The sequence below is a fragment of the Photobacterium sp. DNB23_23_1 genome (genome assembly GCF_052873815.1).
Window position 1 is genome coordinate 37,315 of record NZ_JBNNXT010000029.1, and the last position, 24,806, is coordinate 62,120.

At 43.6% G+C, this 24,806-nt stretch carries 25 protein-coding genes, 1 pseudogene and 1 riboswitch; of the genes and pseudogenes, 10 read left to right on the forward strand and 16 right to left on the reverse strand.

Annotated features, from left to right (window positions below; translation table 11 throughout):
• Window positions 1–47 precede the first annotated feature (47 nt).
• Window positions 48–869, reverse strand: a complete 822-nt coding sequence (locus ACVA53_RS17055) for a DUF2797 domain-containing protein (protein WP_255043165.1) — start codon at window positions 867–869, stop codon at window positions 48–50.
• Window positions 870–950: 81 nt separating this feature from the next.
• Here ACVA53_RS17055 and ACVA53_RS17060 point away from each other — a divergent pair, with 81 nt between their 5' ends.
• On the forward strand, window positions 951–1,454 hold the full coding sequence (locus tag ACVA53_RS17060) for a GNAT family N-acetyltransferase (protein WP_255043167.1): 504 nt from the start codon (window positions 951–953) through the stop codon (window positions 1,452–1,454).
• A 133-nt stretch (window positions 1,455–1,587) separates the two neighbouring features.
• The gene (locus tag ACVA53_RS17065) at window positions 1,588–2,034 is read left to right on the forward strand and encodes a c-type cytochrome (RefSeq protein ID WP_255043168.1); all 447 of its coding nucleotides are present in this window, start codon (window positions 1,588–1,590) and stop codon (window positions 2,032–2,034) included.
• A gap of 54 nt (window positions 2,035–2,088) precedes the next feature.
• Here the strand turns inward: ACVA53_RS17065 and ACVA53_RS17070 are convergent, their stop codons facing one another.
• From ACVA53_RS17070 to ACVA53_RS17085, 4 genes are all read right to left on the reverse strand, one after another.
• Window positions 2,089–2,772, reverse strand: a complete 684-nt coding sequence (locus ACVA53_RS17070) for a cytochrome b/b6 domain-containing protein (protein ID WP_255043170.1) — start codon at window positions 2,770–2,772, stop codon at window positions 2,089–2,091.
• Window positions 2,773–2,939: 167 nt separating this feature from the next.
• Entirely contained in the window at window positions 2,940–5,318 is a 2,379-nt protein-coding gene (locus tag ACVA53_RS17075; RefSeq protein WP_255043171.1) for a fatty acid cis/trans isomerase, read from the reverse strand.
• 377 nt (window positions 5,319–5,695) lie between these two features.
• Window positions 5,696–6,973 (reverse strand): winged helix-turn-helix domain-containing protein, encoded by a 1,278-nt coding sequence (locus tag ACVA53_RS17080; protein WP_446505744.1) that lies wholly within the window; start codon window positions 6,971–6,973, stop codon window positions 5,696–5,698.
• Between the two features lie 248 nt (window positions 6,974–7,221).
• Window positions 7,222–7,674 carry a DUF3069 domain-containing protein gene (locus tag ACVA53_RS17085; protein WP_255043173.1) on the reverse strand — a complete coding sequence of 151 codons (453 nt, stop codon included), beginning with the start codon at window positions 7,672–7,674 and terminating at the stop codon, window positions 7,222–7,224.
• A gap of 337 nt (window positions 7,675–8,011) precedes the next feature.
• Here ACVA53_RS17085 and ACVA53_RS17090 point away from each other — a divergent pair, with 337 nt between their 5' ends.
• The 5 genes from ACVA53_RS17090 (at window position 8,012) to ACVA53_RS17110 (ending at window position 11,761) form a co-directional block, all read left to right on the forward strand.
• A complete protein-coding gene (locus ACVA53_RS17090; protein ID WP_255043174.1) occupies window positions 8,012–8,959 on the forward strand; it encodes a GGDEF domain-containing response regulator in 948 nt (315 codons plus the stop codon).
• A gap of 249 nt (window positions 8,960–9,208) precedes the next feature.
• Window positions 9,209–9,880, forward strand: a complete 672-nt coding sequence (locus ACVA53_RS17095; protein WP_255043175.1) for a YceH family protein — start codon at window positions 9,209–9,211, stop codon at window positions 9,878–9,880.
• Between the two features lie 69 nt (window positions 9,881–9,949).
• Window positions 9,950–10,282 carry a GIY-YIG nuclease family protein gene (locus ACVA53_RS17100; protein ID WP_255043176.1) on the forward strand — a complete coding sequence of 111 codons (333 nt, stop codon included), beginning with the start codon at window positions 9,950–9,952 and terminating at the stop codon, window positions 10,280–10,282.
• Window positions 10,283–10,458: 176 nt separating this feature from the next.
• The gene (locus tag ACVA53_RS17105; RefSeq protein ID WP_446505745.1) at window positions 10,459–10,998 is read left to right on the forward strand and encodes a YaeQ family protein; all 540 of its coding nucleotides are present in this window, start codon (window positions 10,459–10,461) and stop codon (window positions 10,996–10,998) included.
• 118 nt (window positions 10,999–11,116) lie between these two features.
• On the forward strand, window positions 11,117–11,761 hold the full coding sequence (locus ACVA53_RS17110) for a YdcF family protein (RefSeq protein ID WP_255043178.1): 645 nt from the start codon (window positions 11,117–11,119) through the stop codon (window positions 11,759–11,761).
• A gap of 68 nt (window positions 11,762–11,829) precedes the next feature.
• Here the strand turns inward: ACVA53_RS17110 and tenA are convergent, their stop codons facing one another.
• From tenA to ACVA53_RS17140, 6 genes are all read right to left on the reverse strand, one after another.
• Window positions 11,830–12,495 (reverse strand): thiaminase II, encoded by a 666-nt coding sequence (gene tenA, locus ACVA53_RS17115; RefSeq protein WP_255043179.1) that lies wholly within the window; start codon window positions 12,493–12,495, stop codon window positions 11,830–11,832.
• A gap of 31 nt (window positions 12,496–12,526) precedes the next feature.
• Window positions 12,527–13,486: an ABC transporter substrate-binding protein gene (locus ACVA53_RS17120; RefSeq protein WP_255043180.1), complete on the reverse strand. Its 960-nt coding sequence runs from the start codon at window positions 13,484–13,486 to the stop codon at window positions 12,527–12,529.
• Window positions 13,487–13,538: 52 nt separating this feature from the next.
• The gene (locus tag ACVA53_RS17125; RefSeq protein WP_446505746.1) at window positions 13,539–14,375 is read right to left on the reverse strand and encodes an ABC transporter permease; all 837 of its coding nucleotides are present in this window, start codon (window positions 14,373–14,375) and stop codon (window positions 13,539–13,541) included.
• The gene (locus ACVA53_RS17130) at window positions 14,368–15,102 is read right to left on the reverse strand and encodes an ABC transporter ATP-binding protein (protein ID WP_373689565.1); all 735 of its coding nucleotides are present in this window, start codon (window positions 15,100–15,102) and stop codon (window positions 14,368–14,370) included. Before ACVA53_RS17130 ends, ACVA53_RS17125 begins: the two co-directional genes overlap by 8 nt.
• Before the next feature lie 56 nt (window positions 15,103–15,158).
• Window positions 15,159–15,986 (reverse strand): bifunctional hydroxymethylpyrimidine kinase/phosphomethylpyrimidine kinase, encoded by an 828-nt coding sequence (gene thiD, locus ACVA53_RS17135; RefSeq protein ID WP_255043183.1) that lies wholly within the window; start codon window positions 15,984–15,986, stop codon window positions 15,159–15,161.
• Window positions 15,987–16,046: 60 nt separating this feature from the next.
• Window positions 16,047–16,145: riboswitch (TPP riboswitch) on the reverse strand.
• Window positions 16,146–16,340: 195 nt separating this feature from the next.
• Window positions 16,341–16,913, reverse strand: coding sequence for a PhnA domain-containing protein (locus ACVA53_RS17140; RefSeq protein WP_255043184.1), 573 nt, complete (start codon window positions 16,911–16,913; stop codon window positions 16,341–16,343).
• Between the two features lie 252 nt (window positions 16,914–17,165).
• Between ACVA53_RS17140 and ACVA53_RS17145 the strand changes: the two genes are divergently transcribed.
• Together ACVA53_RS17145 and ACVA53_RS17150 are read left to right on the forward strand one after the other, a co-directional pair.
• Window positions 17,166–17,654, forward strand: a complete 489-nt coding sequence (locus ACVA53_RS17145; protein ID WP_446505747.1) for a hypothetical protein — start codon at window positions 17,166–17,168, stop codon at window positions 17,652–17,654.
• Window positions 17,655–17,867: 213 nt separating this feature from the next.
• Complete coding sequence (locus tag ACVA53_RS17150; RefSeq protein WP_255043186.1) at window positions 17,868–19,079, forward strand: S1 family peptidase; 1,212 nt, start codon at window positions 17,868–17,870, stop codon at window positions 19,077–19,079.
• 76 nt (window positions 19,080–19,155) lie between these two features.
• Here ACVA53_RS17150 and ACVA53_RS17155 read toward each other — a convergent pair whose 3' ends face one another.
• Complete coding sequence (locus ACVA53_RS17155) at window positions 19,156–20,442, reverse strand: cytosine deaminase (protein ID WP_446505748.1); 1,287 nt, start codon at window positions 20,440–20,442, stop codon at window positions 19,156–19,158.
• A gap of 11 nt (window positions 20,443–20,453) precedes the next feature.
• Window positions 20,454–21,695 (reverse strand): cytosine permease, encoded by a 1,242-nt coding sequence (gene codB / locus ACVA53_RS17160; protein WP_255043188.1) that lies wholly within the window; start codon window positions 21,693–21,695, stop codon window positions 20,454–20,456.
• Window positions 21,696–22,500: 805 nt separating this feature from the next.
• Between codB and ACVA53_RS17165 the strand changes: the two are divergent.
• Window positions 22,501–23,039: pseudogene (locus ACVA53_RS17165) on the forward strand (response regulator transcription factor); the annotation flags it as partial.
• A gap of 40 nt (window positions 23,040–23,079) precedes the next feature.
• Here the strand turns inward: ACVA53_RS17165 and ACVA53_RS17170 are convergent.
• The 3 genes from ACVA53_RS17170 to ACVA53_RS17180 all read right to left on the reverse strand — a co-directional run bounded on the left by ACVA53_RS17170 (window position 23,080) and on the right by ACVA53_RS17180 (window position 24,592).
• On the reverse strand, window positions 23,080–23,343 hold the full coding sequence (locus ACVA53_RS17170) for an Lpp/OprI family alanine-zipper lipoprotein (RefSeq protein WP_036821101.1): 264 nt from the start codon (window positions 23,341–23,343) through the stop codon (window positions 23,080–23,082).
• Between the two features lie 176 nt (window positions 23,344–23,519).
• Window positions 23,520–24,113 (reverse strand): SCO family protein, encoded by a 594-nt coding sequence (locus tag ACVA53_RS17175; RefSeq protein ID WP_446505749.1) that lies wholly within the window; start codon window positions 24,111–24,113, stop codon window positions 23,520–23,522.
• Window positions 24,110–24,592, reverse strand: a complete 483-nt coding sequence (locus ACVA53_RS17180) for a hypothetical protein (RefSeq protein WP_446505750.1) — start codon at window positions 24,590–24,592, stop codon at window positions 24,110–24,112. Before ACVA53_RS17180 ends, ACVA53_RS17175 begins: the two co-directional genes overlap by 4 nt.
• Window positions 24,593–24,806 lie beyond the last annotated feature (214 nt).

A 24,806-nucleotide genomic window follows, 5' to 3' on the forward strand; every position in this document is an offset into this window, starting at 1 on the left:
CTACATGTAGGTGACAACAGCCGTTTTGGATGCATTGTATTAAGCTTTTAGTCTACAGCTGTTTCTACCGTGACCTCATAACTGGTGAACTTTCGAATGTTGATCACACCGGTATCGAAAATCAGATACTGGCCTTTAATCCCCATTAGCGTACCTTCCACAACAGGTTCTTTATCAAAGTTGTGCGACGTGATTTTTTTCGGGTGTACATTAACTGGATAGTGGATAGTAACGATATCCTCTTCGAGTTTCTCGACAGCGCCTTCCCCGTATAACTCAAGCAACTCGTTAATACGTTGTTCTATCTCAGGCAGCAGGCGCTGTGCTTCGTCTTGAAGAGGCATATCAACATTATCGCCTTTTAACATGGCACGCCAATTCGTTTTATCAGCCACTAATTCAGCTAGTGCGATTTCTGCCAATCCGGAAATTTGGCGTGTTTTTACTTTCAGAATTGACAATGCCTGGGTAGCACCTTGGTCAATCCAGCGGGTTGGTAATTGGGTATGGCGGGTAATACCCACCTTTAGTCCTGATGTATTAGAAAGGTATACATAATGAGGAACCATGCAGTTGGCCTCACCCCATTCTGGTTCACGGCAGGTACCTTTTGCATAGTGGCAGTTTTCCGGTTTCATGATGCACATGTCACAGCGGGCTAGCTTTTTCATACATGGAAAGCAGTGGCCTTGCGAATAGCTTTTTTTGGTTTTTTTACCACAGGCATCACAATAAATATTACCCGTGTGAGTCAGCTTAAGATGTTTCCCAATTAGTGGGTTTAGAGGTAGTAACTCATCGCCAACGGGAAGTTGATATTCAACGACGTCACCGAGTTGAGATTTCATTTTACTGAGTGTTCCTAGCATGACTTTGCTCTTTGTTATGTTTTCGGCCATGATAACATTTGTTAGTTACAAGTGCTTGTTTGAGTATTGCTAGGTGAAGCTATGGCTAATGTACAAAGAATGTCGCCAGGGGTAATCCAGCCAGATGTTGTTTCGTTATCTGATTGTGAGCGTAAACAAATATGGGAAACAATAAATGATGCTTTCGCTGAATATGAAGCGTTTGTTGGCAAACCCTATGTTAGATTTGACTCATATGAGCAATTTATTCAGAGCCTGACAGATCTGGGTAACCATTATCTTTTTATTAAAAATGAAGATGAATACCTTGCAGGCGCTTGTTACCGGGAACCGACAGAGCAGTCTGAAACGCTGTATTTTGGAACGCTTTGGGTCTCAATTAAATACCGTAATATGGGGCTAGCTTCACAATTGATCCATATCTTGGAACAAGAGGCAAAACGCCGAAAATTGAGAGGGCTCAGTATCCAATTGTATAGAATGCCACAGCTAATTGAGTTTTATCAAAAACACCATGATTTTGTATTTGCAATAGATGAGACCAGAGGAGAAATGGTCAAATACTTTGATTGTAAATCTTTGTAACATTTACAATCAAAGTATTTACATGTTTTTATCCCTCTGTATCATTTCCATATGACACTAAGCACATTACCTTACGGTGGGGTTAATGACCAGTGTTACCAAAAACGGAATAATAACAAAGGGAAAGAAAGTCATGAAAAAAGTAATGATCGCTGGGTGTATAATGTTTGCTGCCGGTGTTTCAGCGTCGCCGTTTGAGAAGCCTGAAGATGCAATAGAATATCGTCAAGCCGCGTTTACAATGATCGCAACTAATTTTGGTGATTTGGCAGAAATGGTAAAAGGCCGCAAAGATTGGGATCAGCAAACATTCAGCCAGCGTGCTCAATTTATTTCACAGCTGACTTATATGCCTGAAGAAGCCTTCAAAGTAACCGGTACTGATAAAGGCGAGACAAAAGCGAAGCCTGAAATTTGGTCAGACTGGGAAGGTTTCAGTGCTAAGTTAGATAAGTTTCAAGGTGACATGGCTAACTTGGCTAAAGTATCGCTGGAGGGTGACGAGCGTTCAACCAAACGTGCATTTGGAGAGGCGGCTAAGAACTGTAAGTCTTGCCATAGTGACTATAAATATCGTTAGCTTTTAAAGTACTCGAAAAGCTAAAAATGCCAGACGTTAGCCTGGCATTTTTGATTAAAATAGATATGCTACAACGTCTTGCGCGAGGGTAAAATAGACGATAGTGCCAATAATAAGGAATATCACCCAAGCTAAAATACCACTGACCACTTTCGGGAGGGTATCGCCGTCCAGAACTTTCTTTCCGGTCAACATTGGGGTAATGAGGTTGTCTTTACGCAAAAAGTAGAGAGTGATCGCCGCTAAATGTATACAGATAGCTCCGAGGATCACATTGAAGTTTAGGGCATGAATATCAGTCAGGAAGCTGCTGGTTTCACCACTGACCAGATGGGCAAAAGGCCCTTCTGAAATAATATCATCGTTGGCAAATAAGCCGGTAGAAAGCTGAGTAACAAGCAGAAGCATGAAAGCTACAACCATATAAGCACCTGCTGGGTTATGGCCTGGTGATGATGTGCTTTTATCATTGTGGTTGCCACGCACTGTAGCGATTAAATATTGAATCGCTATTTTAGGAGAGCGGATGAAGTGGCGGAACTGCGCCGTTTCACTACCAATTACCCCCCAAATCAATCGAGTGGTTAACAGAGTCAGTAATAAGTACGCTAGGCTAAAGTGCCAGTCCATTAGGCCTTCTGTGCCGGTGTACCATAAACCGCCAATAGTGAAAGCTTGTAACCAGTGATAACCGCGGATATAACTATCCCACACAGCATACTGCTGGGGTTGGGTCATGGCAGGCTCCTTCCTTGTCGTGATTTAAATTTACCTATTTTACCCGGTTTATACATACTCGCTACATTGTGTGTTGTTTATTTTCATTTATTTATACCAGCCTACATAAATACTTGATCAATTTCTTACCCAGATTGCTATAACGCGATTTAAGTATCGATTTTAGATTACCGGTTCTCTATCCGGTTATAGTCAAGCAGCCCTGCTTCAATCGGAAACATTTGCTGGTTTATCTCATTTAATTTATCACTGAACGACCAAAAGTCTGGGGCGGTCCGGCGAACGCCATATTTATCAAGGAAAGCGCGATAGTCTTCTTCTGTTTGAATCGTACTAATTTGATTTGCCGCTGATGCTAAATCCGCTTCTTTCACATGCCAGAATGCCCGAGGGTAGCTTCCTAGCAGACCTCGAACCAAAGTGACATTATCTTGCGCATGGAGCCGGTTAGATTCCTCATCGAACAGGCTGGATATATTTTTATGGGCGCTATTACGGATCAGGGTAAATAACTCTGTTTGTTGCTCCGGTTGAGTGGGCTCGACCATGATAAAAGTAATTTCTGGTAGCAAGCTAGCTTGCTTTCCACTAATACGGTTTAATTTATAGAGAGCCAATGAGCCATTTTGGTTTAATTTGGATTGAGTGAAATCGTATCGGTCGGGCAAAACAACGTTTAGCTTCTTCTGCAGCATACCTAAAAGCTCATTTTTAGGGTGTGATGTGTGGTATTTGATACCTGTCGGCTGATCAAATTCATTGATATTCCCTTGAAGGTATTCTGTCAGGTGTTTATTAGCCCCTTGATACCAATAAGCGAGTTGCTGGTGACGTACATCTGTTGGCAGTAAAGAGAGGAAATTCGATTCGCCTTCCATACGTAAAAAGTCCATGTACATACGTGTGACAAGTTGGTGGCCAAAATTACCATAAACATCAAAGCCAGCGACTAACAGGTAGTGGATACGTTCCAAGAGTGAATAATCAATAACCCAAACCGTTTTCGGTTGACTGCCAACCAGGCCTTTAGTGACCGTCGCACTGTCAAAGTGGCGAAAGACTGTGAGACTGGCATTATCGTTGTAGTTGTCACCATCCCAAATTAATTCAGTGGTTAGGTGCTCGCCATTTTTAAAAGCAGTATTAAGAAACGCATTCTTTGCTTTAAGGAAGCGCCCTTGTTGTTTGGAATAAGAAATCCAATTGGCCACCGGTAGGGTGTTACTTTCATTTTCCGCTGGTAACCTTAGATTCCCTGCCTGTGATTCATAAAACTCATCGACAGAAGGTGTATTGGCCATGGCAGGGTCGACAAAGAATACCCAAAAGTGATCGTTGATGACATTAAGTGCAAGTTGCCCGCGGCAAACCGGCCCCTTAATGAAGCCCATTATGGTGTTTTGGGCATTGTCGATCATAAAGCGGTAGCGGCTATCAACCGGTATCTGTTTAAATGAGATCAGAGGGTTGGCTGCGACATCCGGATGATAGCTTGGTAGTGATGCTACCTCATACTTCGGCTGGATAAACAATGTATTGAAGCGAGCCAATTTGGCGCTGCTAAGCGCGTAAGGCATATGGGTTTTATCGACAATAGTTTCCCTAACGGGTTGGAAGCGATAGTAGACACGATCAACGCCGGGGTCATCATAAGGACGTCGAGTAGCAATAAGGTCAATTGGTTTCCCTGGTGCAGTTCGAGAGCGGACTAGATTGAAAAAAATTGGTTGCGAATCATCAGAAAAATAGAGATGAGAAACAAACAGGTGCTCATAGATATAGCGACTGGTTAGTTGCTGTTTCAGGCTGCTTCCATTTAGAAAAGCTTCCCAGTCAGCGACCTTTTTCAAGGTCTTCGCGTTTGGCGGCGGTGCGGTTGCCATAAAGGCACCATTGGCGAGCCAGTTCATCAGTACCTGATTTTCTTTGTCGCTTATTTGCGGTAGACCATAGGGCATCCCCCACTCAGGGTAGTTTTGCTCATAGCTGGTCATTTCTTCGATGGTAGGGCACTGCTGATCGCGGTCCAGTGAAAAGTCCCATTCATCTGGATTAAGCACTTCTTGCCCCGGAAGAGGATGTGACTGTTTAAGCTTAAGCATGCGCGCCATGACACCGGCCTGGGTATTGGCTTCTTCAGTCTGGACTCGCTCGTTCAATACGGGGGCGAAGCCTTTGTCACGCCATTCTCTGGTTGACTGGGCATCAATAAACATACGCGTGGTATTGGCCGCGAGCAGGCGAGTACCCTGATAGACTTTCTCCTTGCTGGCACCACGATCGATGCCTTCGGATGATGACATCTTTAACTGACAAGGCGCATCATAACAAGCATGACAAACAACACATCGGTTTTCGATGATTGGTTTGACGGTATCAATATAGTGGTTTGCGATGGGTGACGATGCTGCGGCAATTCTTTCCTGAGGCTGAGGTTTGCCAAACAGTTGATCTAAGTTTAGCCCTGCATAGACGGCGCAACCGGAGAAGAAAAATAGCAGGAAAAAATAACATGCTCGCTTAAAGTGTTTGTTTTTAAATATCATATTATTCTATCTTATTATTTACGCAGGCAATTTGCAGTGCGCTTATCGCTAATGTTTAAGTTAAGTCTATCAAAATACTGGCAGAACGTGGAAAAGCTATACTGGCATCTTACCACTCACCGTTAATTAGGCTAACTAAAGTGCTAGGTAGCGAGATTCGTTTCATTTATTTCGTTATTGGCGTGCTCTGTTTCAGTTATATTTGTACCTTAATACCTATCCCTACGTTGGAATGATACTGCGCTCAAACAGGGTGCCTTATCTTATGTCGAAAATATCACAAATAAAGAAAATGAACATTGGTTTTTTAAGTTAGCTTGTATACCCAAGTTACTTGAGTATACAAGCTTCTGTATGTCGATTTTTGAGCGGCGAACTCATTGTCTCGCCGCTTGTCGTTTGTAGTTAAAGGTTTTGGCATCTTTTTCACTATTATGGACCCAAAAAATACCCACCTGATCATTTAAAATCAAATCAAGATGAGCCTGATGATAAATTAGATAGTTATAGCTAACTTTTTTACGGAGAAAGTGCTCTTTGAGTTTATGCTCAGATGCGAGTGCCGTCGACAAGCGTTCAGTGAGGGATTCACTTGCTTGGTATGCCCAATGATACATCATCGGCTTGAGCTCTATGGTAGAAATAAACGGTGACTCATTCTCTATCACGGTTAATGTCGCTGAGCTGATAGACAACGCGTGGTGATAGCCGGTTTTTTCTTCAGAAATAAAGTTTAGGTAGGAAAAATTAAATGTGTTTACTTCATCTCTGGTGATGTAGTGATATATCACTTTTGAGTCGATACCTGAACTGTCAATATAGTTCATGTAGACTTGCGATGTCGGTTTACGGGCAAGATCTGTTTGAATTACTGGGTAAGGCCGGGAAAGAGGTAATTCCTTAAACATTTCACGGGAGAATATTTTCCAATCATCTTTGCTGATCTGATATGAAAAATCAGTTTGGGGCAAACAGAGTTTGTTTTCGTCAATGCGACACCATGCAAGGGAATAGGAGTCAGGGCCTTTATAGGCGTAAAACTTTATGTTGTTCAAGTCCGGAGCGTTCTCTAGTTGGAGATAATCTTGATGCATTTCATTAAGTTTCGTTTGCAGCTCAACAACACCTTCTTCACTGGTTGATACCAATGTTACAGTGCCATTTTGCAACATGGTAGTACGGATGATGTACTGGGTTTTATCCGGATATTTGTATCCTGTTTGCCATAGGTAACCCCCAACCATCAATAAAATAGCGCAAAGTAAACCGATTGAGAGGTAGGGGAGAAAAGGGGCTGTCTTCTTTATGACCGTTGAAGTCGATAAGTCCGAATACTTTTCGGTGCTGACTTGGGTAATTTGATAACCAACACGGGGCAGGGTTTCGATGATCTCGCCTTTAGTCTTTTCCTGGAGTTTTACGCGCAGGCTACGGATAGCTTGAAATAGCGATGCTTCAGATACAACACGATCAGGCCAGCCAGCCTTGAGCAAATCGTCTTTCGTCACCGGATGGGTCTCATGCTCAATAAGATAGAGCAAGATGTGTTGTTCAGAGAGGTTGAGTTTTTGACTGGTACTATTAGATTTTATTACTCCTAACGCAGGAATGAAATTAAGCCCATTGGTAAATTTGAACTGCTTTTGACCAGGCATTCGTACCTCAGAAACCATCTCTTATAGGGTATTGTAGTGGTTGATTGGCGTTTAAGGTTACTCGGGGGACGCCTGATTAATTCAAGGCATTTATTTTATCATGAAAAAAAACAAATGGTACGGGAATGCTACCAATCTGGATAAGTCGTTGATCAAATATTTATGTCGGTTGGTATGATTGCTCCCAATAAAAACAGGGAGGGCCTAAGGCCCTCCCGATAATTAAACAATACGTAATTGTATAATACTTATTTCTTGAAAATTTCCAGAAACTCACGCTTCATTGGCGGGTTTCGACGGGCTTTTTTCAGTTGCTTACCCATATCTTTCACACAGTTGTGAAGGACTCTATCAAGCGTTACAGCTTTATAGTCGGTGTACTCTTCTTCAGTCATATCTGAAGGCTTTTCTGTTTCTTGCATTTCACCAAGGAAGTCTACACCTGAGTAACTTTGGCTAAGAGCTACCAACGCGTGGAACTGCTCGAAATTATCCAGTACATTTTGTGCACTTGCTGGTAGTTGATCCCAAGCTTCACGTGAACTTGGTTCAGACGCTTTGTAAACGTTAATTAGCATGTCAAGAAGCTCTTCTGGTACTTCTTCAAACTCAACAACTTGACGTAGTTCTGGAGAGCAATCGTCAAGAGTGAACTTCACTTCTTCAATGGTTTGATCTTCTTTTTTCTCGATGTCAGACATAGCTAATTCCTAAAGCATGAATTGTTTAAGGGAGGGAATCCTAAAGCCCTCTATCTAAAAGTCAACATATATACCTAAGCTACTTGCAGTAACATGGGTATAAGATAGCGCAATAACCGCGGTAGTCACGTTAGATTGCTCACGTTTAAACCTTTTTGGGCTGTTTATTGCTAACAGCCTTATTGAGGGATAAAAGGATATATGCGCTTGTTTGAACTTGTAGGGCGCTGATGATTGTCTAACATGTTGTACAAAGTTATCGAAGATAGGGAAAAGGCGAGTTAATCTGTGCTATAAATAGTTTAAGGAATAGTCAAAATATCAATAGGATGCTTAAATGGAAGCGATGCGGATATTACTGGTTGATGATGTGCATCTAGAAAGAATGCAACTGGCTATGCGGCTACAGCGATTGGGGCACGTAGTCGAAGCCGTCGCCTCCGGTCATGAGGCCATCGAAAAATATCCGCTGTTTGATCCTGATTTGCTTTTGCTCGATGTCAGTATGCCGGATATGAGTGGTACTGAGGTTGCTGAGCAAATAAGAATCCAGCACCCTGAATGGGTGCCGATTATCTTCCTTAGCGGTCACGACGAGCCGGAGATGATTGCCAAGGCCATTGACATGGGCGGTGATGATTACATTGTGAAACCGGTAAATAAAATTGTACTGGCTGCAAAACTAAAAGCGATGCAGCGAATTGCTCATATGCGTCATCAACTAAAAGATACAACAAAAAGCCTAGAGCAAGCCAATGAAAGGCTCTCACAACAGGTGAATGAAGATGGCCTGACAAAACTGGCGAACCGTCGCTACCTCGATACAAAACTTGCTGAGTTTATCTCTTGGCATGGCCGTAATAACTTCCCGTTTACCCTAATCATGTTGGATGTCGATCACTTTAAACTATTTAATGATCATTATGGGCACCTTGAAGGTGACCGATGCTTGCAAGCTGTTTCATCTGAGCTTAAGAAGAACTTCAGTCGAGCCGGCGAACTTGCGGCCCGTTACGGCGGTGAAGAATTCGTGATCGCCATAAGTAACTGTGACAAAACACGTGCGGTTCGTGAGTGCGAGCGACTTAAAGAGTGTATACAGAAACTTGAAATTCCCCATTCCAAATCGACTACGGCTGAAATTGTTACCGTCAGCCAAGGGATGGTGTCTTGGGTACCAACTGGTTTAGAGACAGTGGAGAACATGTACCAAATAGTTGACCGTGTGCTTTACAAAGCCAAGGAGCAAGGACGTAACCGATTTGTTGCTGCTGAATTTACTTAGGGCTTTATACCCTCGTCCACCCTTATTCTTTGAGCTACTTAACACTTTGCACTTTATCATGGGGTATTTGGCTGTTTTACAGCCAAATACCCTTTTCACTGCTTGCTGTAACTAACCGCAATGATAATCTGCTGTTAAGCAGTATATATTCTCTTGGGTAGCAGTGAATCCTTTGTGCAGATACCGCTTTGATATCGTCTATGCTCAATGGAATTTGTATTGTAAAGAAGAAAAAGGTGAGGGAAGATCATGGATATTTGCTTTTCGCAGACAGAAGCACGCGTGTTAGGTTGCATGCTTGAAAAAGAGGTGACCACACCTGATCAGTACCCATTAACACTGAATGCATTGACGACAGCTTGTAATCAAAAGAGTAACCGTGAACCAGTGATGTCGCTAGATGACGCCACGGTGCAAGATACGATAGAAGCATTAAAAGCCAAGCGATTTATTCAAGAAGTTACCGCAGGAACGGGGAGTCGGGTTGCAAAATACCAGCATCGTTTCTGTAACACAGAGTTCAGTACTTTCCAGTTTAGCCAACAAGAAAAAGCGATTATTTGTGTAATGTTGCTGCGCGGTGCTCAGTCGCCGGGCGAACTACGTACACGTACTAATCGACTTTGCAGCTTTTCTGATGTGAAGGAAGTTGAGTCAGTACTCGATAAACTGTCAGAACACCCTAAAGGGCCATTTGTTGTGAAGTTGCCGAAAGAGCCGGGGAAACGCGACTTTCGTTATATGCACTTGCTTAGTGGTGAGGTCGATATCGAAGCTCTGCAGCAGCAAAGCCAGGCATTTGCTTCAGGAGCCCCTTCTTCGCCAACCTCAGAGCGTTTGGCGGCATTGGAAGGTGAGGTGGTAGAGCTTAAAAAAGAACTACAAGAATTGAAAGAGCTGCTTGAATCTTTGACATCATGAGTGTTCAATAGCAACGGCTTAACTTCAGCCCAGCAATCGCTGGGCTTTTTTGTAAGGGTAAACAAAAACATGACTGGCACTCAGCACGATCAGCCAAAAGAGATCGAGACTGAATCGAATAAAGTTGGGAAATGGTCGGTCTATTTGATTAGGACGGCAGCAAATCAATTGTATTGTGGTGTCACAACAGATGTCGAAAGGCGGTTTAATGAGCACCAGTCTTCCAAGCGGGGGGCCAAATTCTTAAAAGGGAAGGGACCATTACAATTATCTTGGTCTGAATGTGTGGGTGATAAACGGTTAGCAATGCAGCTTGAATATCGCATCAAACGGTTGCCTAAGCGTACCAAGGAACAAATTGTTGCAGGCTGTTTTAGTGTATTTAATTTGGTTGAAAAATGAACCAAGGCAGTTAAAAGAACGTAAAAATGTTCATTAATTGTTATATTTTATCTTTTAATTACCTATAAATTGTTTTTTTAGCGCTTGCTAGTTAATTGAAATTGAACCTTCTCTTTGTTCAATCTACACTGCGCATATCATTTTGTATTATTTTTATATTTTCCCAGGATATTCTTATGGCACTTAAAGCCACTATCTACAAAGCTCAGTTTAACGTTGCGGATCTTGACCGTCATGTGTACATCGATAAACAACATACACTGGCGTGCCATCCATCAGAAACGCTGCAACGCCTGATGCTTCGCCTGGTTGCATGGGGCTTCAATGCTGATGAGGATTTGCAGTATACGAAAGGACTCTGTGAGGCGGACGAGCCAGCATTATGGAAGAAAAGCCTGACTGATGATATCGAGCTTTGGATTGACCTGGGGTTGCCCGACGAGAAGCGACTGAAGAAAGCCGCTCATAAGTCGGATAAAGTTATCATTGTTGCATACGGTGATAACGCTGCTCCTGTGTGGTGGAAACAGCATCAAGCAAAAATTAGCCAATACGGCAATATCTCAGTGGTTTTCTTCAATGATGAGACCCTCGCAGAACTCGAGTCTATGGTTGAACGTTCAATGAACCTTCAATTAACGATCGAAGCTGATCAAGGATGGCTGATGCTGGGTGATAAGAGCTGTACCCTTACTCCTGAGTGGTGGCTACGCTAACTCAATGGATTCGCAACGTTGATTGTCACTCAATAGTCATCCAACCTCTTCATGATATCCTTACTTGCTGCTTGTTTATCAGGCAGCTTTTCGCCTTTTAGCAATAAGGAGTATTGGAATGCCATCAAGTGTGCATGCTTTAGCAACAACAGTGTGGAACTATCATCACTTAAACCACACTCTCGTCCCTAGTGATTGTATCTTTGTGTTGTGTAGTAACGATATTCGAGTGGCAGAACATGCGGCAAGATTGTTTCTTGATGGTTTCGCTCCATACATCGTATTTTCTGGCGGCGAAGGTGAGTTAACGCGAGGCATGTATAAAGGTTCTGAAGCCGAAGCATTTGCTGAATTGGCGTTGGATATGGGTGTACCAGAGCAAGCGATCTTGCTTGAGCCTCAATCGACAAATACCGGTGAGAATATTCAGTTTACTCGTGAATTGCTTGAAATGAAGGGCTTAAACCCAGAAAGTCTGATTCTTGTCCAAAAGCCATTTATGGAAAGACGCGCCTATGCAACTTTTCAGCAGAACTGGCCGGGCAAAAAGGTAGCAGTATCTTCTCCGAATATTGATTTTGATGAATACCCAAACGAGGCATTGTCGTACAGCGATATAATTAATGTCATGTTGGGTGATTTACAGCGGATAAAAGTTTACCCGAGCTATGGATATTCTGTAGAGCAGGAAATCCCAGATGAGGTCTGGCAAGCCTTTGAACAGTTAATCGAACTAGGCTTTAAGGACCATTTGTTGGCTTAAGCTTTTAATATAACCGTTGAATAATGGTGTGCAAGCCCTGCCTACAGCAGGGCTTATCATTATATTATTTATTTTGCGGCATTCATGCCTTGCTGCCAGAAGGCAACCTCCATACGAGTAGCCGTTTTGAATATTTCACACAAACGTTGCCCACGTTGGCTGTGAAGTGGGACTTCTTTAAGCATCTTGTTTAACCGACGAATAGTTTCGTCAACGCTGTTTTGGTAATCCTCACCACTATACAACTCAACCCAGCTTCGGTATGGGTTGCCTTCTAGGACTGTTTGTTGCCAGTTCGCAAGACGCTTGCCTATTACGGCATAACCTATCGCACAAGGTGCCAGTGCAACGAATAAGTCGGTACGGTCACCGGCCATCCCTGTATCCAATACATAGCGTGTATAGCTGACAGTACCGAAATCCTCAGGCTCTCCCTCCATATCCGCTTCGGTCAACCCCCATGTAGAGCAATACTCAACATGGTGTGACATCTCAGTTTCTAGAAGTGCGGTAAGGCTTGGCAAGGGCTCGCGCATTTCTTCAAGGGTTGTAGATTTAAAAATAGCTAAAGCATAAGCGCGGGCATAGTGTTTTAGGAACAGAAAATCTTGCTTGAGGTAGTGCAAATAAGCATGCTTGTTTAGCGATGACATCGCCAATTGGTTAACGAAATCATGCTCGGTATAATCATTCCAGTCTTGCTGGCAGTAGCTGATCAGATCTTGATAGTTCATGATGTGTCCTTAAAGCTTAAATAGGTAATGCTTAAAATGTCAGCACGTAGTCTTGGGCTTTTGGCAGCGTTTTAATGATGTCATACTGCTTCATAAACTCAGCATATTCGTCATAGCGTTTTAGCTCTACGGCACCAGGGCGTAGGGCAAAGCGGGTTAATGTATCTTCCCAAGCTCGGCGGTTTAGTTCGTTATTTAACGTATCTGGTGAGTAGGCAGCGAACTCTTCCCACGCTCGCTCTGGGTGGTTGATTAGGTAGACCGTGGCTTTTTCGATTGCAGTGTTGAACTTGTTAATGGTTTCTGGGTTGTAATTATGCTTGTTGGCAACAAAAATAAGCTCATCATAAGGAGGCACGCCATGTTCTTCTGGGTAGAAAGCTGTTGCGTCATAGCCTTCGATAGCCAGTTGGTTAAGTTCAAAGTTACGTAGTCCACCCCAAATGGCGTCCACTTTTCCAGAGGCCAGCGAAGAAGATAGCGCCCAGCCGACGTTGATAATCTTTACGCTGTTCATATCAACGCCTTCAGAGCGCAGCATCGTACCGATAGTCGCGTCTTCATTCCCGCCAATAGCAACTCCTATATTCTTTCCTTTCAGATCAGCCATTGATTTAATGCCTGACTTATCTAGAACAATCAATGAGTTCAATGGACCTGAAATTAAGGTTGCTGAACGGACGAGAGGTAGATCAGCCGCAATACTGGAAATCAGTGTACTTTGGTATGAAACAGCAAGATCGATACGACCAGCTGCAACTAACTTGTCCGGGACGCTTGGGTCCGCGGGCTCTTGAATTTGCACTTCCAGCCCTTGCTCAGCAAACCAGCCTTTCTCTTTTGCAAGAATAATCGGGCCATGATTTGGGTTAACGAACCAGTCCAGCATTAGAGTCACTTTCTCTTCAGCAGAAGCGCTAAAAGATGCGATCATTAACGCTGCAGCAGCAATAAGTTGCGGTTTACCCGCTTTAAACAAATTGGATTTCATTCTATTTCCTTGTTGGTGAACGAAGAAAGCATTCCGTTTTTGTAGGTGCTAACTATTGGTTTTGCCATGGAATGGCTTTTTTTAATAAAAGGTCGGTCATGAAGTACAGGCTGATTGAGAAAAATGCCAAGATAAACAAAGCCGCGAACATCTCATCAACAAACATTCGAGCATTGGCTTGTAGCATCAAATATCCCAGTCCTTCACTAGATCCTACCCACTCACCTATTACCGCACCGATAGGTGCGACAACGACAGCAACGCGTATTCCCGATGCTAAAGCGGGTAAGGCGGCAGGCAGGCGAACATGCCATAGCTGTTGCCAAGGCGTTGCCCCCATGGTGGTAGCCAAGTCAAGGTAGCCCTTAGGTGTGTGACGAAGGCCGTCATAACAACATGTGGTGACGGGAAAAAAGATGATCAGGGCGGCCATGACAATTTTGGATGCTATGCCATAACCTAGCCAAAGCATCAAAATAGGAGCAATGGCAAAAACGGGTATTGCTTGGCTGGTGATCAATATCGGTAATAGCCAGCGTCTTAAAGGCTCGAAGACAAGCATTTGTAGGGCGAAAAATAATCCCATCGCTAGACCCAAAAGAAGACCAAAAAGTACTTCGGTCCCTGTAACTAACGTATGGTGCCAAAGAACATCAGCACGCTCGATGAGCTTGGTGAAGACGGCAACAGGGCCCGGCAGGATAAAAGTGGGAAGCTCAAAAATGACGACGCTGGTTTGCCATAACCCCATGATGATCGCAACGCTAATAATGAAGCGTGATATTTGCTGCGCGACAAGAGACTGAATGCCTTTACTCGCTTTTTGACTCGCGGCTTGTTGCTCCAGTAAGGGGTTCTGCAACTTGGACGAGATGGATTGATCAGACATAATCACTCTCCAGTTCATTGATGATCCCTTGCTGGAGAGCTGCGAGCTCACCATCGAATTGCCGAGGTGGAGTATTCAGTGGAACGGGTAATGGTTTAATTGATGCTGGAATACCTGTCATCATATAAATGTGATGACCAAGACGAAGCGCCTCTTGGGGATCATGGGTGATTAATAAGACTGTCTTATCTGCAAGCAGGGTTGCAGATAATGACTGTAATTTATGGCGCGTAACTGCGTCTAATGCTGAGAAAGGCTCATCCATTAGCACCAAGGGTTTGTCTTGCATCAATGTACGAGCAAGAGCCACACGCTGACGCATACCCCCGGACAGTTGGTTAGGCATAGCATCTAACTTATCCGCGAGGCCGACTGCCTCGAGTAGTGTCGCCGCCTTTTGTTTATCGGTTTTTTTTGACGAACCAAAGCGTGTACTTAAGCACACATTGTCGATGACATTTAGCCAAGGCAAGAGCAGGTCTTGCTGTGCCATGTAGGCAAGATTACCATCAAGTGGCAATGTATTGCTGGTAGTGATACTGCCATTCCAAGTCACATTATCTTCTAGTAAACCAGCAAGGTGGCGAAGCAGGGTGGTTTTACCACAGCCACTTTTACCAAGCAGGCAGGTCCATTTTCCTGCTGGTAGCGTAACATCGAGCTGTTTGAACAGTGGGTGCTCTGCATCGTTATAGCGAAGCGTTAGCCGCTCAACATTGACTGTCATCCCTACTGCTTTGTCAGTGGCGAGAGTGTTATTCATTATTTGTTTAGCTTCCATGCTTATTCAGGTTTGAAATGGCCTGCAAAGAAATGGTTTACCGGTCCGTGTCCTGAACCAATTTGTAGCTCATCTGCATGCTTGATAGCCTTAGTGATATAGCTCTTGGCATGTCGAACTGCGTCTTCTAGCGGGTATTTTTGGGCAAGGAAGGAAGCCGTAGCCGCCGAGAGTGTACACCCAGTACCGTGGGTATTTCGGGTTGCTATTCGTGGTGTGCTCATGCGAATAACGTCATTTTCGAGGATGAGTAAATCGGTACTGAAGTCATCTTTTTCTAGGTGGCCACCTTTGAGAAGGGTTGAGCGGGCACCGATAGCTCGCAGTGCTGAAATCATGTCAGACATTTGCTGCTCGGTTTCCGGAAGCGCAGAGCCAATAAGAGCTGCTGCTTCAGGGAGGTTTGGTGTAATCACTTCTGCAAGGGGAAGTAGCTCTGATTTGAGTGTTGAGATGGCGTCTTGCTCAAGCAGCAGGTCACCACTAGTCGCCACCATTACTGGGTCAATAACCAAAAACTTAGGTTGGTATTGACGCAGCTTTTTTGCCACCATGCGGATGATATTGGCATCGCTCAGCATACCAATTTTAACGGCTTTAACGTCAAGATCTGAAAATACAGTATCCAGTTGTTGTTCGACAAAACTAGGATCAATACCAAGAATGCCAGTGACACCTTGGGTATTTTGTGCCGTTAAGGCTGTGATTACCGAACAGGCATAGCCGCCAGTTGCAGAGATAGCTTTAATGTCGGCTTGGATGCCAGCACCGCCGCCGCTATCTGAACCAGCAATGGTAAGAGTAATTGGGGTATTTGATGGAATTGACATAGTTACCTCTATCAAAGACGTAAGGTAGCTAATGCCATCGTACCTGAAAGGGTGCGAAAAGGGGCAGTGCAGCTAGTTCCCTACGCCATTATTAAATGGATCAGGTTCAACGGGTCCCACTACGTGGTCTCAGCGCTCGGCGCTCCCCGACTAACGAACAAAATTTTACTTGTTGGCCTAAAGAGAAATATTGGCCTTTAAAAAACTGCTTTTCGGCTTATATGCCTGAATATGTGGCTAATCTAAACATGTTTTTTCCTATAGGGCAAACATGTTAGGAATAAAATGAGGTGATGGATGAAGAAAATACAGCAGAGGAATGAACTGGCAGCCACAGCGTGGCTGCCAGTTTAATTACATTTTTTTACAATATGCAGCAATAATAACCATATTGGTGCCCGCCGCTTTACCTGAAACATGTAAAGGGTTGTCAGTCAGGCGGATACCACGTACAGCTGTACCTTGCTTGATCACAAGGTTTGAGCCTTTTACTGGCAGGTCTTTGATGATTGTTACATTGTCACCGGCCTGTAGAGCGGTACCGTTCACGTCAACAGTTTTAATCGCATCAAGCTCAGCAAGTGCGATACCTTTCTCTGCCCATTCGATCATGTCTTCTTCCATGTACAGCATATCGAGCAAATCCTGTGCCCAAGTCTCTGAAGAAAGGCGCTTCAGTAAACGGTAAGCCATTACCTGAACAGCGGGCTCTTGGCTCCACATGCTGTCGTTTAAACAACGCCAGTGGTTTTGGTCCAGGGTTTCAGCGTCTTCGATTTCTGTACGGCAAGTGCCACATACCATCACACAGCTACCCGCTGTTTGATCAGGAGACGCAGGTACTTCATAAACGCTCAGGTTGTCTTCTGAACTACACAGTTCACATTTAGCGCCAGAGCGCTCTTTAACGATCGATTCAATGCTCATAGGAATATTCCAAGGAAGTGTAATGGTGTTAGCTACCATACAGGTAACTATTCTGTTTATTATGCCATCTAATTCTGAGAAGGAAAGGAATCAAGATCAAGATCACAATACTCTCATTTACTTACGTTCAAAAAACAGCCTTATTCAAAATTCATGTAAAAAAAATGAAACGAAAATGTATAGGTGATATTGGCTTGTGACTAATATTAAAGTGCCTAAACAAGCAGTTATTGAGAAAAAATAGGAATATATATGAAGAAGGTACTTTTTTTACTTTCAGCTTTTGCACTTATTGGGTGTGATGACGACGATGTGGTCAATACCGTGTCGGGAAATGCGGAAGTTTTTGCGGTTACAGGTGCTGACGTTGGGGGAGCGGAAGGTTACACCAGTATTGATAGTATTGAAAACGAATACCCGATTACATTGCCAGACGAGTTTCCGGCGGGTTCAGAAGATGATCTGGACAATAAATTGGGTTCACTTGGTATCAATATTGAAGATACGGGTTGTGGTGTCATTGATACAAGCGGTGATGTCTGCTTTGGGGCTGGAAGTGATACGGCTTGTGTGCCTGATGAAGTCAGTAAGCTAGGGATCAAGCTATATACCATTGATATAGCTGAAGTCAAAGCAGCATATGACAATGGTTTTTATCCAAAACTAGCAGCTGAGCTGTTAGGTGATACTTATGCTGATTTTGATATAGAACGCGTAAATTGCTCAAGCATTGGTCTGTAGGCCGAATACGTTACTGTGTTATTAGTGGTGATATTAAAAGCGAGCCGGTCTCGCTTTTAATATTTTAACATCGTTAAATTATTATGTTGCTGTTGCATTATTACGGATTAGTTTCTTTACACGCATCGCAAAAGAGATGATTGATATCAACGTTGTGGAATTAGTTTTGTTAGCGTTATCAGAAGCATAAAATTACATCACGAGTTGATTGAAATGAAAAAGCAATGGTTTAAAGGACTAGCTTTGCTTCCTTTGTTTGTCGCAGGGGGATGTTTTGCATCTGATATATCAAGTTATGTTGTCGGTGGAAAACCGGTTAAGCCAAGTGAGGATTACTCATGGATGGCTTCGGTGAGAAATACGACCCAGGATACTTCTCATTTTTGCGGTGGCAGCGTTGTTAACGAAAATTGGGTATTAACCGCTGCACACTGTGTCGTGCAGCCACAGGCTAGTGGCAAATACGGTGTCGTGCCTCCTAATCAGTTGGCCGTAATGGTCGGCAGTCTCACCACCGAGGTCACCGAACTCGCTCATCTTTATCCGGTAACTCATGTTGTTGTCTACCCGAAATATTCGCCAGATCCAGAGGTGAAAGTCACCATCGAAAGCGATGGTTCAACCTCGATAGAAGTGCTTAGTCTCGCGCTGGATAATGATATCGCATTGCTTCGGATAAAAGGGCGTTTTCCAAGTGATGCAATTTCACCGGTAACGCTGGCAACGAGTGATACGGCCAGCGAAATTCAGAATCTACTTGATGAGCAATGGGATGATACGATAAGACCTGAAAATGTACTGGTATCAGGTTGGGGCTCGACTAATAAAGACGGAACTGATATTGCTGAGACGTTGATGGCCGCTAAGCTTTCTTTTTTACCAACAACAGAGTGCTTTAACCGATTAGAGCTAGGCAACGACACTCATTATATCTTAGACAGCCCTGCCAACCAGACTAAGGTTTGTGCTTTGCCGCCTGATCTTGTATTTGACCAAGATGGTAATTCCCAAGGTTACGGACCGGACGCGTGTAAAGGAGATAGCGGAGGCCCGTTATTGGCAAAAGGTGCCGATGGCCGTTGGGTGCAAATTGGTGTGGTGAGCGGAGGGCCTCTGGGCAGCCCGCTGTGCGGGGCATACCTAAGGCCGGGTTTTTATGCGCGGGTCGGTACATATTATGATTGGATAGCACAAACTGTCGGTACCATACCTGATACGCCGGTATCAACCCCCGACTTTATTGGCGATGCCGACTCCGACGGCTCTAGCAAAGACGACGAGGTTAATAAAGACTGCAATCCGAATGTTGAAGGGATCAGCCCCAATAACTGTGCACTGGAATCGTCGGGTGGTGGGGGAACGGTACATATTTTGGGGTTAGCCTGCTTGCTAGGGCTTGTGTATTTTAGACGACGTTATCAGTAGGTGAAAACAAGTCATTTACCCTAAAACAAATCAGCCACCCAGTAGGGTGGCTGAAATCTTTTAGCGGCTTAGAAACTTAGCGACGGAATGAGACAGACTCTTTACCTTCAGCTAATTCGATATGGGTAATAGCTGGCTGTGTTTCAGCAATCACTTTACCTGCTCTGACTGAGTAACGAACAGGTACCTGACGGCGCACGGCATCAAAGCCATTTTCGGCAGGAAGGATAAGTAAGTTCCCCGGATTGCCCAATTCGATACCGTAGCGTTTTTGGATATTCAGCGTTGTGGCAGAGTTGGCGCTAATCAAATCCAGAGATTGGTTTATTTGGTCGTAACCCATGACTTGGCAAACGTGTAGCCCCATATGGAGGACCTGCATCATGTTAGCTGTACCCAGTGGATACCATGGGTCAAAAACATCATCATGACCAAAGCAGACGTTAATATCTGATGCCAGCATTTCTTTTACTCGGGTCACACCGCGACGTTTCGGGTAGTTATCAAAGCGGCCCTGCAAGTGAATGTTTACCAGTGGGTTTGCGACAAAGTTGATACCTGACATTTTCAACAGGCGGAACAGTCGTGACGCATAAGCACCGTTGTAAGAGTGCATAGCCGTGGTGTGGCTAGCAGTTACCTTCTCACCCATTTTGAATTTATGGGCCAATGCGGCAAGGGTTTCCACAAAGCGTGATTGTTCATCATCGATTTCATCACAGTGAACATCAATCAGACGGTCGTACTTACGTGCCAGCTCAAACACATAATGTAGCGACTCTACGCCGTACTCACGGGTAAATTCGAAGTGCGGTATTGCGCCGATAACATCGGCACCCAGTTTGACCGCTTCTTCCAATAGTTCCTTACCGTTTGGGTAGGACAAAATGCCTTCTTGTGGAAAAGCTACGATTTGAATATCAACCCATTCTTTCATTTCTTCACGCACTTCCAACATGGCTTTAAGTGCGATAAGCGTTGGATCTGATACATCAACATGAGTACGTACATGCTGTACACCATTGGCAATTTGCCATTTTAGTGTCTGTTTGGCACGCGTTTTTACATCCTGGATAGAAAGCATAGACTTACGTTCAGCCCAGCGCTCAATACCCTCGAACAAGGTACCTGAGATGTTCCAGCTAGGTTCACCCGCTGTTTGGGTTGTATCTAGATGGATATGAGGCTCACAGAACGGCGCAATAGCCATACCACCTTCACCGTCAAGGACTGGGCCAGTAAAGTCAATCTGCTCATCCATTGGCTTGATTGAGTGGAAATTACCGTCGTTAATCAGAATCTGATGCAGGCCTTCCTTGCCTTTGATGGTGACGTTTTTTATTAGCATATTTGAGGATTGCATCTTCGTTTTCCTTACGCGTTGCTTGCACAAGCTTTAGTTTCACGATTTAGCGCCGGGTTGAGAACAAGGTAACTGATAGCGCCACCGAGTACCGCGTTGATTGGTACTACGCCTGGCAAGAAATGGCCAGCAGCGACACCAATAACAACACCTAAAATTGCGGCCCAGTTAACTGCTTTGAATTCGGTATTTGCAAAGTCATTGTAACGATGACGGCTTTTCAAGAAATCTGCAATGATAATCCCGCCAATAGGAGGAATAGCCGCCGACAAGAAAGTTAACCAACCAATAAAGTTATTGTAAAGCCAAAGTGCGCACAGAGTACCAACTAGGCCGTTAGCCATTGAAAGATACTTACTCGGTAAGCCCGTTACGTTTGAGAACCCAAGGCCCGATGCGTAAAGCGCATTATCGTTGGTGGTCCAAATATTTAGGCCAAGCACAATAACGGCGGGGATCAGCAACCCTTGAGCAATCATCACTTCTGAAATGTCTGATTGGCCTGTTGCAGCAGCGCCAGCGGCACCGAAGATAAACATCAGTGAATTACCGATAAAGAAAGCCGTCATGGTGACCATTACTGCGCCCATTGGCTTTTTACCAAAGCGGACAAAATCGGCAGTCAATGTACCTGCTGAAACGAAGGAGCCAACAACCAATGCCAAAGCAGTTGAGAATTCGATAGGGTTTTCAGGTGCAATGGCTTTAAGGCCATCTATGCCACCTGTGCTACCGACTGCTTCGAAGACAGAGTAGCCACCAAGCAGGGCTATCGCGGAAACGGCGATGGCAGAGAGAATCATCAATGCCGCGATACCAAAGTAAACCGTTACCGTCATCAAAAGGCCAGAGAGCAGAATGAGAAGGTTGGTATCAATGCCAGTTGCTTTGTGCACTGGGATAGCAAACATGGCAACACCTACACCGAACCAACCGACTTGTGTCCCGCCAAGAAGTATAGAAGGAAGCCAAGAGCCTTTAGAGCCAAAAGAAAATCGAGCAAGGAGGTGAGTGGAGAGGCCAGAAGAAGCGCCGATGTAGCCGAGGAATGACGTGTAAATGCCGAGGATGAGGTTACCAATGAGAACTGCGAGGAAAAAATCGTGATAGGAAAGACCGGTTCCCAGTGCGCCTCCTGTCCACATACTGGCTGAAAAGAAGGTTAATCCTAGCATCACCATCGTAAGTGAAAGTATCCCTTTACGTGCCGACTGCGGCACAGGTCCTAGGCTGTAGTTGTTGTCGCCAGCCATTGAAGCACCTCAAGCGTCATTTAAATAATAGTTATGATTTCCAGATAAACGGCGCGTATTTTAGTAAAAGAAAATATGGTGTCAATCTGATTTTTGTTTGTTTTGGTTGTTTCTCTGTTTGTTTTATTTAATTCGTTATAAATACAAATACTTAATATTGTTTTGTTTTATATATCTAAAAATAGAAAACGCTTTTATGGCTATATTACAGATTTAAAAATGAAAAATATCAACCCAAATAATATATTTCTTCTAAGTGTTGACTTTGTTGGGGTTTGTTGTTTTTAGCTTGGATATGAAAACGATTGCTTTCGAGTTTGATAACTATATTCGGCTTATATATTGGCATCATATGCTTCTGGTTGATTTTTTGTTTTGAAAAAAAGGCTTTGTTGATGGCTTTTAGATTTGATCCTTATTTTTGTGTGAAAAGATGAGTTTTTTGGAATGTTTAACATGACTAAATTATTTAACCAGTGCTCAAGCCAGTAAGTCATGGGGGGTTGTGGATAACTTTATTATCCACAAAACTTGTGAGTAACTCTGTGGGAAATGGTTGAGAGCTAATCCCCATGCTGGCTACGGCAAAGTCAATACCTCGGTTCATGAAAAAACTATAAAAACGTCATGAAATATAGAGGTTTTTGATGTAGCTCAATTTCAATTTTTACTTGATAAAATATGACGTCTGGCAGGTTTGGTTGCGCTTAGTGAGTGTTAGCCTAATTATGTTCTTGATTGGGGAGGTGGGTTACGATTTTTACTTTGAGTAAAGTGGAAAAAGGGCCTTGCCTACCTTCATAACCAGCCGGTAGATCTGGTGCTTTGGGATGTTATGTTACCGAATATAGATGGTATGCGGATGGCCCGAAGAATATGTCAGCGTTTTGCGACGCCAATTATTATGCAAACGGGGCGCTGGGTGATGAGTTGTCATTGCTTGATGGTCTTTAAGCTGGGGCAGATCATTATATGGCGAAGCCATTTCAAGTCCCCGAGTTGCTCGCTAGAATAAAATCAACAATGTGAGGATTTGGCCTAGAAAAGCAACGCGGAACTAATTGTGCGACTGATGTTAGCATTACGGAACAGATAAGGTGAATACCATTAACAGGGGCTGAAAGTGAATTGTTGGAGTATCTTGTTAAACATAACGGGCTTGTGGTTTCGAAAGCGAAACTGCAAAAATCCGTACTAAAGAAAGAATTGAGTCCTTTTGATCGAAACCTTGACATGTATATAAGCAATATTCGTCGTAAAATAGTTCAATCAGGGTTACCAAAACAACATATAAAGACGGTCAGAGGGAAAGTGTATAGCTTCTTGGAAGTAGTTGGGGCTTGAAGGTAATAAAGAGTGGCGCGAGAAGCGCCACTCTTTAGTTTTACTTGCTATAAGAACTAGCAATATTGTCAATACGCTGGTTAGCTCGCATTGCTTCTTGGTATGCTGCGTCAGATGCTGCACGAGCATCATTAACTGCACCAGCCATTTGATCTTGCTGGCTTTGTAATGCGCCTACCTGATCAGAAAGCATATCAACTTTATTGGTTAGTTGCTGCATTTGATCAACTTCATCTGAGCTAGAACAACCGATAAGTGTTGCACTCAGAATAATACCGGTAAGGATAGATAATGAACGGTTCATTTTTCTTTCTTCTCCTTTGTTTGCCACTACAGACTGTTTGTTAAATTTCCAGTCGGCAAATTCATTATGGCAGAAGTTGCGCAAATTGCTGCTTAAAGTGAAGAAAGAGTGATATTTTTTTCTCTCAAAGATGAGAAAACCCGCCTGGACGGGTTTATTTACGCGGAATACAGTATTTATACAGGTACCTTATCTTCTGCTAGAACTCTGTTGATAGCGTCGACTAATATATTCGGGTTCAGGGTATGCTGTACTTTTTCAACTAAGGTGCCATCAGCACGAAGGAAATAAAAGTAAGAGCTGTGATCAACCGCATATTCTAATGCCGACCCTTCTAGTTCTGTCCGCATGTATAAAACACCATACTTTTCAGCTAATGCTTTAGTTTGAGCTGCATTTCCTGTCATTCCTATAATTTTTTTATGGAAGTACTGAGCATATTGCGCACTCTTTTCTGGCGTGTCTCGCTCTGGATCTAAGGTGATAAAAATAGGCCAGAGCTGGTTTATTTGTTGATCATCAATCTGTTTCAATGCTGCAGATAACACTGCAAGCGATGTTGGGCATACGTCAGGGCAGTGGGTGTAACCGAAATAGATAACCCGGATACGTTGGTCGTTAGGGTCATACAAATCGACATTCTCTTTACCACTTTTCAGGAGGTTGAGAGGTTCACTGGTTTGAGCGACAGGAGATTGGCGATCAACAATCACGCTAGTGATAAGCCCTGCTGTTAAGGCAAATGCGAGTATAATCCATTGATATTTCACTTTATCATCCTTATTGAAATATAAATCGGTTGTTGAGAGCTAATGGCAGTTGCAGTGATTTTTCCTTGCCAAGTCATTTCATCAGACACGCAGAACGGTAATAATAATTCTCCCGAGAAGCGATCGCTATCTGTTTGGCGCTGTAAAGTTTGCCGGTATACCCCCATCATCATTTCCATTCCTTCTAAAGTTAACTCGACGGTATCGATTTCTGAAGGTAACGATGGCCATTCTACTTGAATTCTAGCTGCTTCCATTGGCTTGATGGTTGCTCTATCTAACGAAATTCTTTTTCCCTCTATTTCACAAGCTTCATTGCTCAAAGGGCAATAATGAGATGGGGAAGAGTCATGTGCGCCAGTAAATAGCAGAACCCCTGCTTCTTTGATGGCAGGGTAGGCGTAGTGGAAAAAGTTGTAACTTCCCCAAAAAACCGGAAAGGCTAGGAGAACATATTTGTAACGTTTGCTGCGTGCCACTGTCTGTATCATCTATCTAAATTGCAAGTATTTGTGAATGTTATCACTATCTTGGTTAGTTAAATTGGGCGGATGTTGAATTTTGTGAGGAGGTGATGCTTCTGAAAGGCTACATAGGTCAAAGGTTGTTAATCTTGTGATTGGCTGTTGGCAACTGTTTGTAAGGTATAGCTAATCAGTTAACTTATTGAGATCAGCCGCAAAATGTGCAATT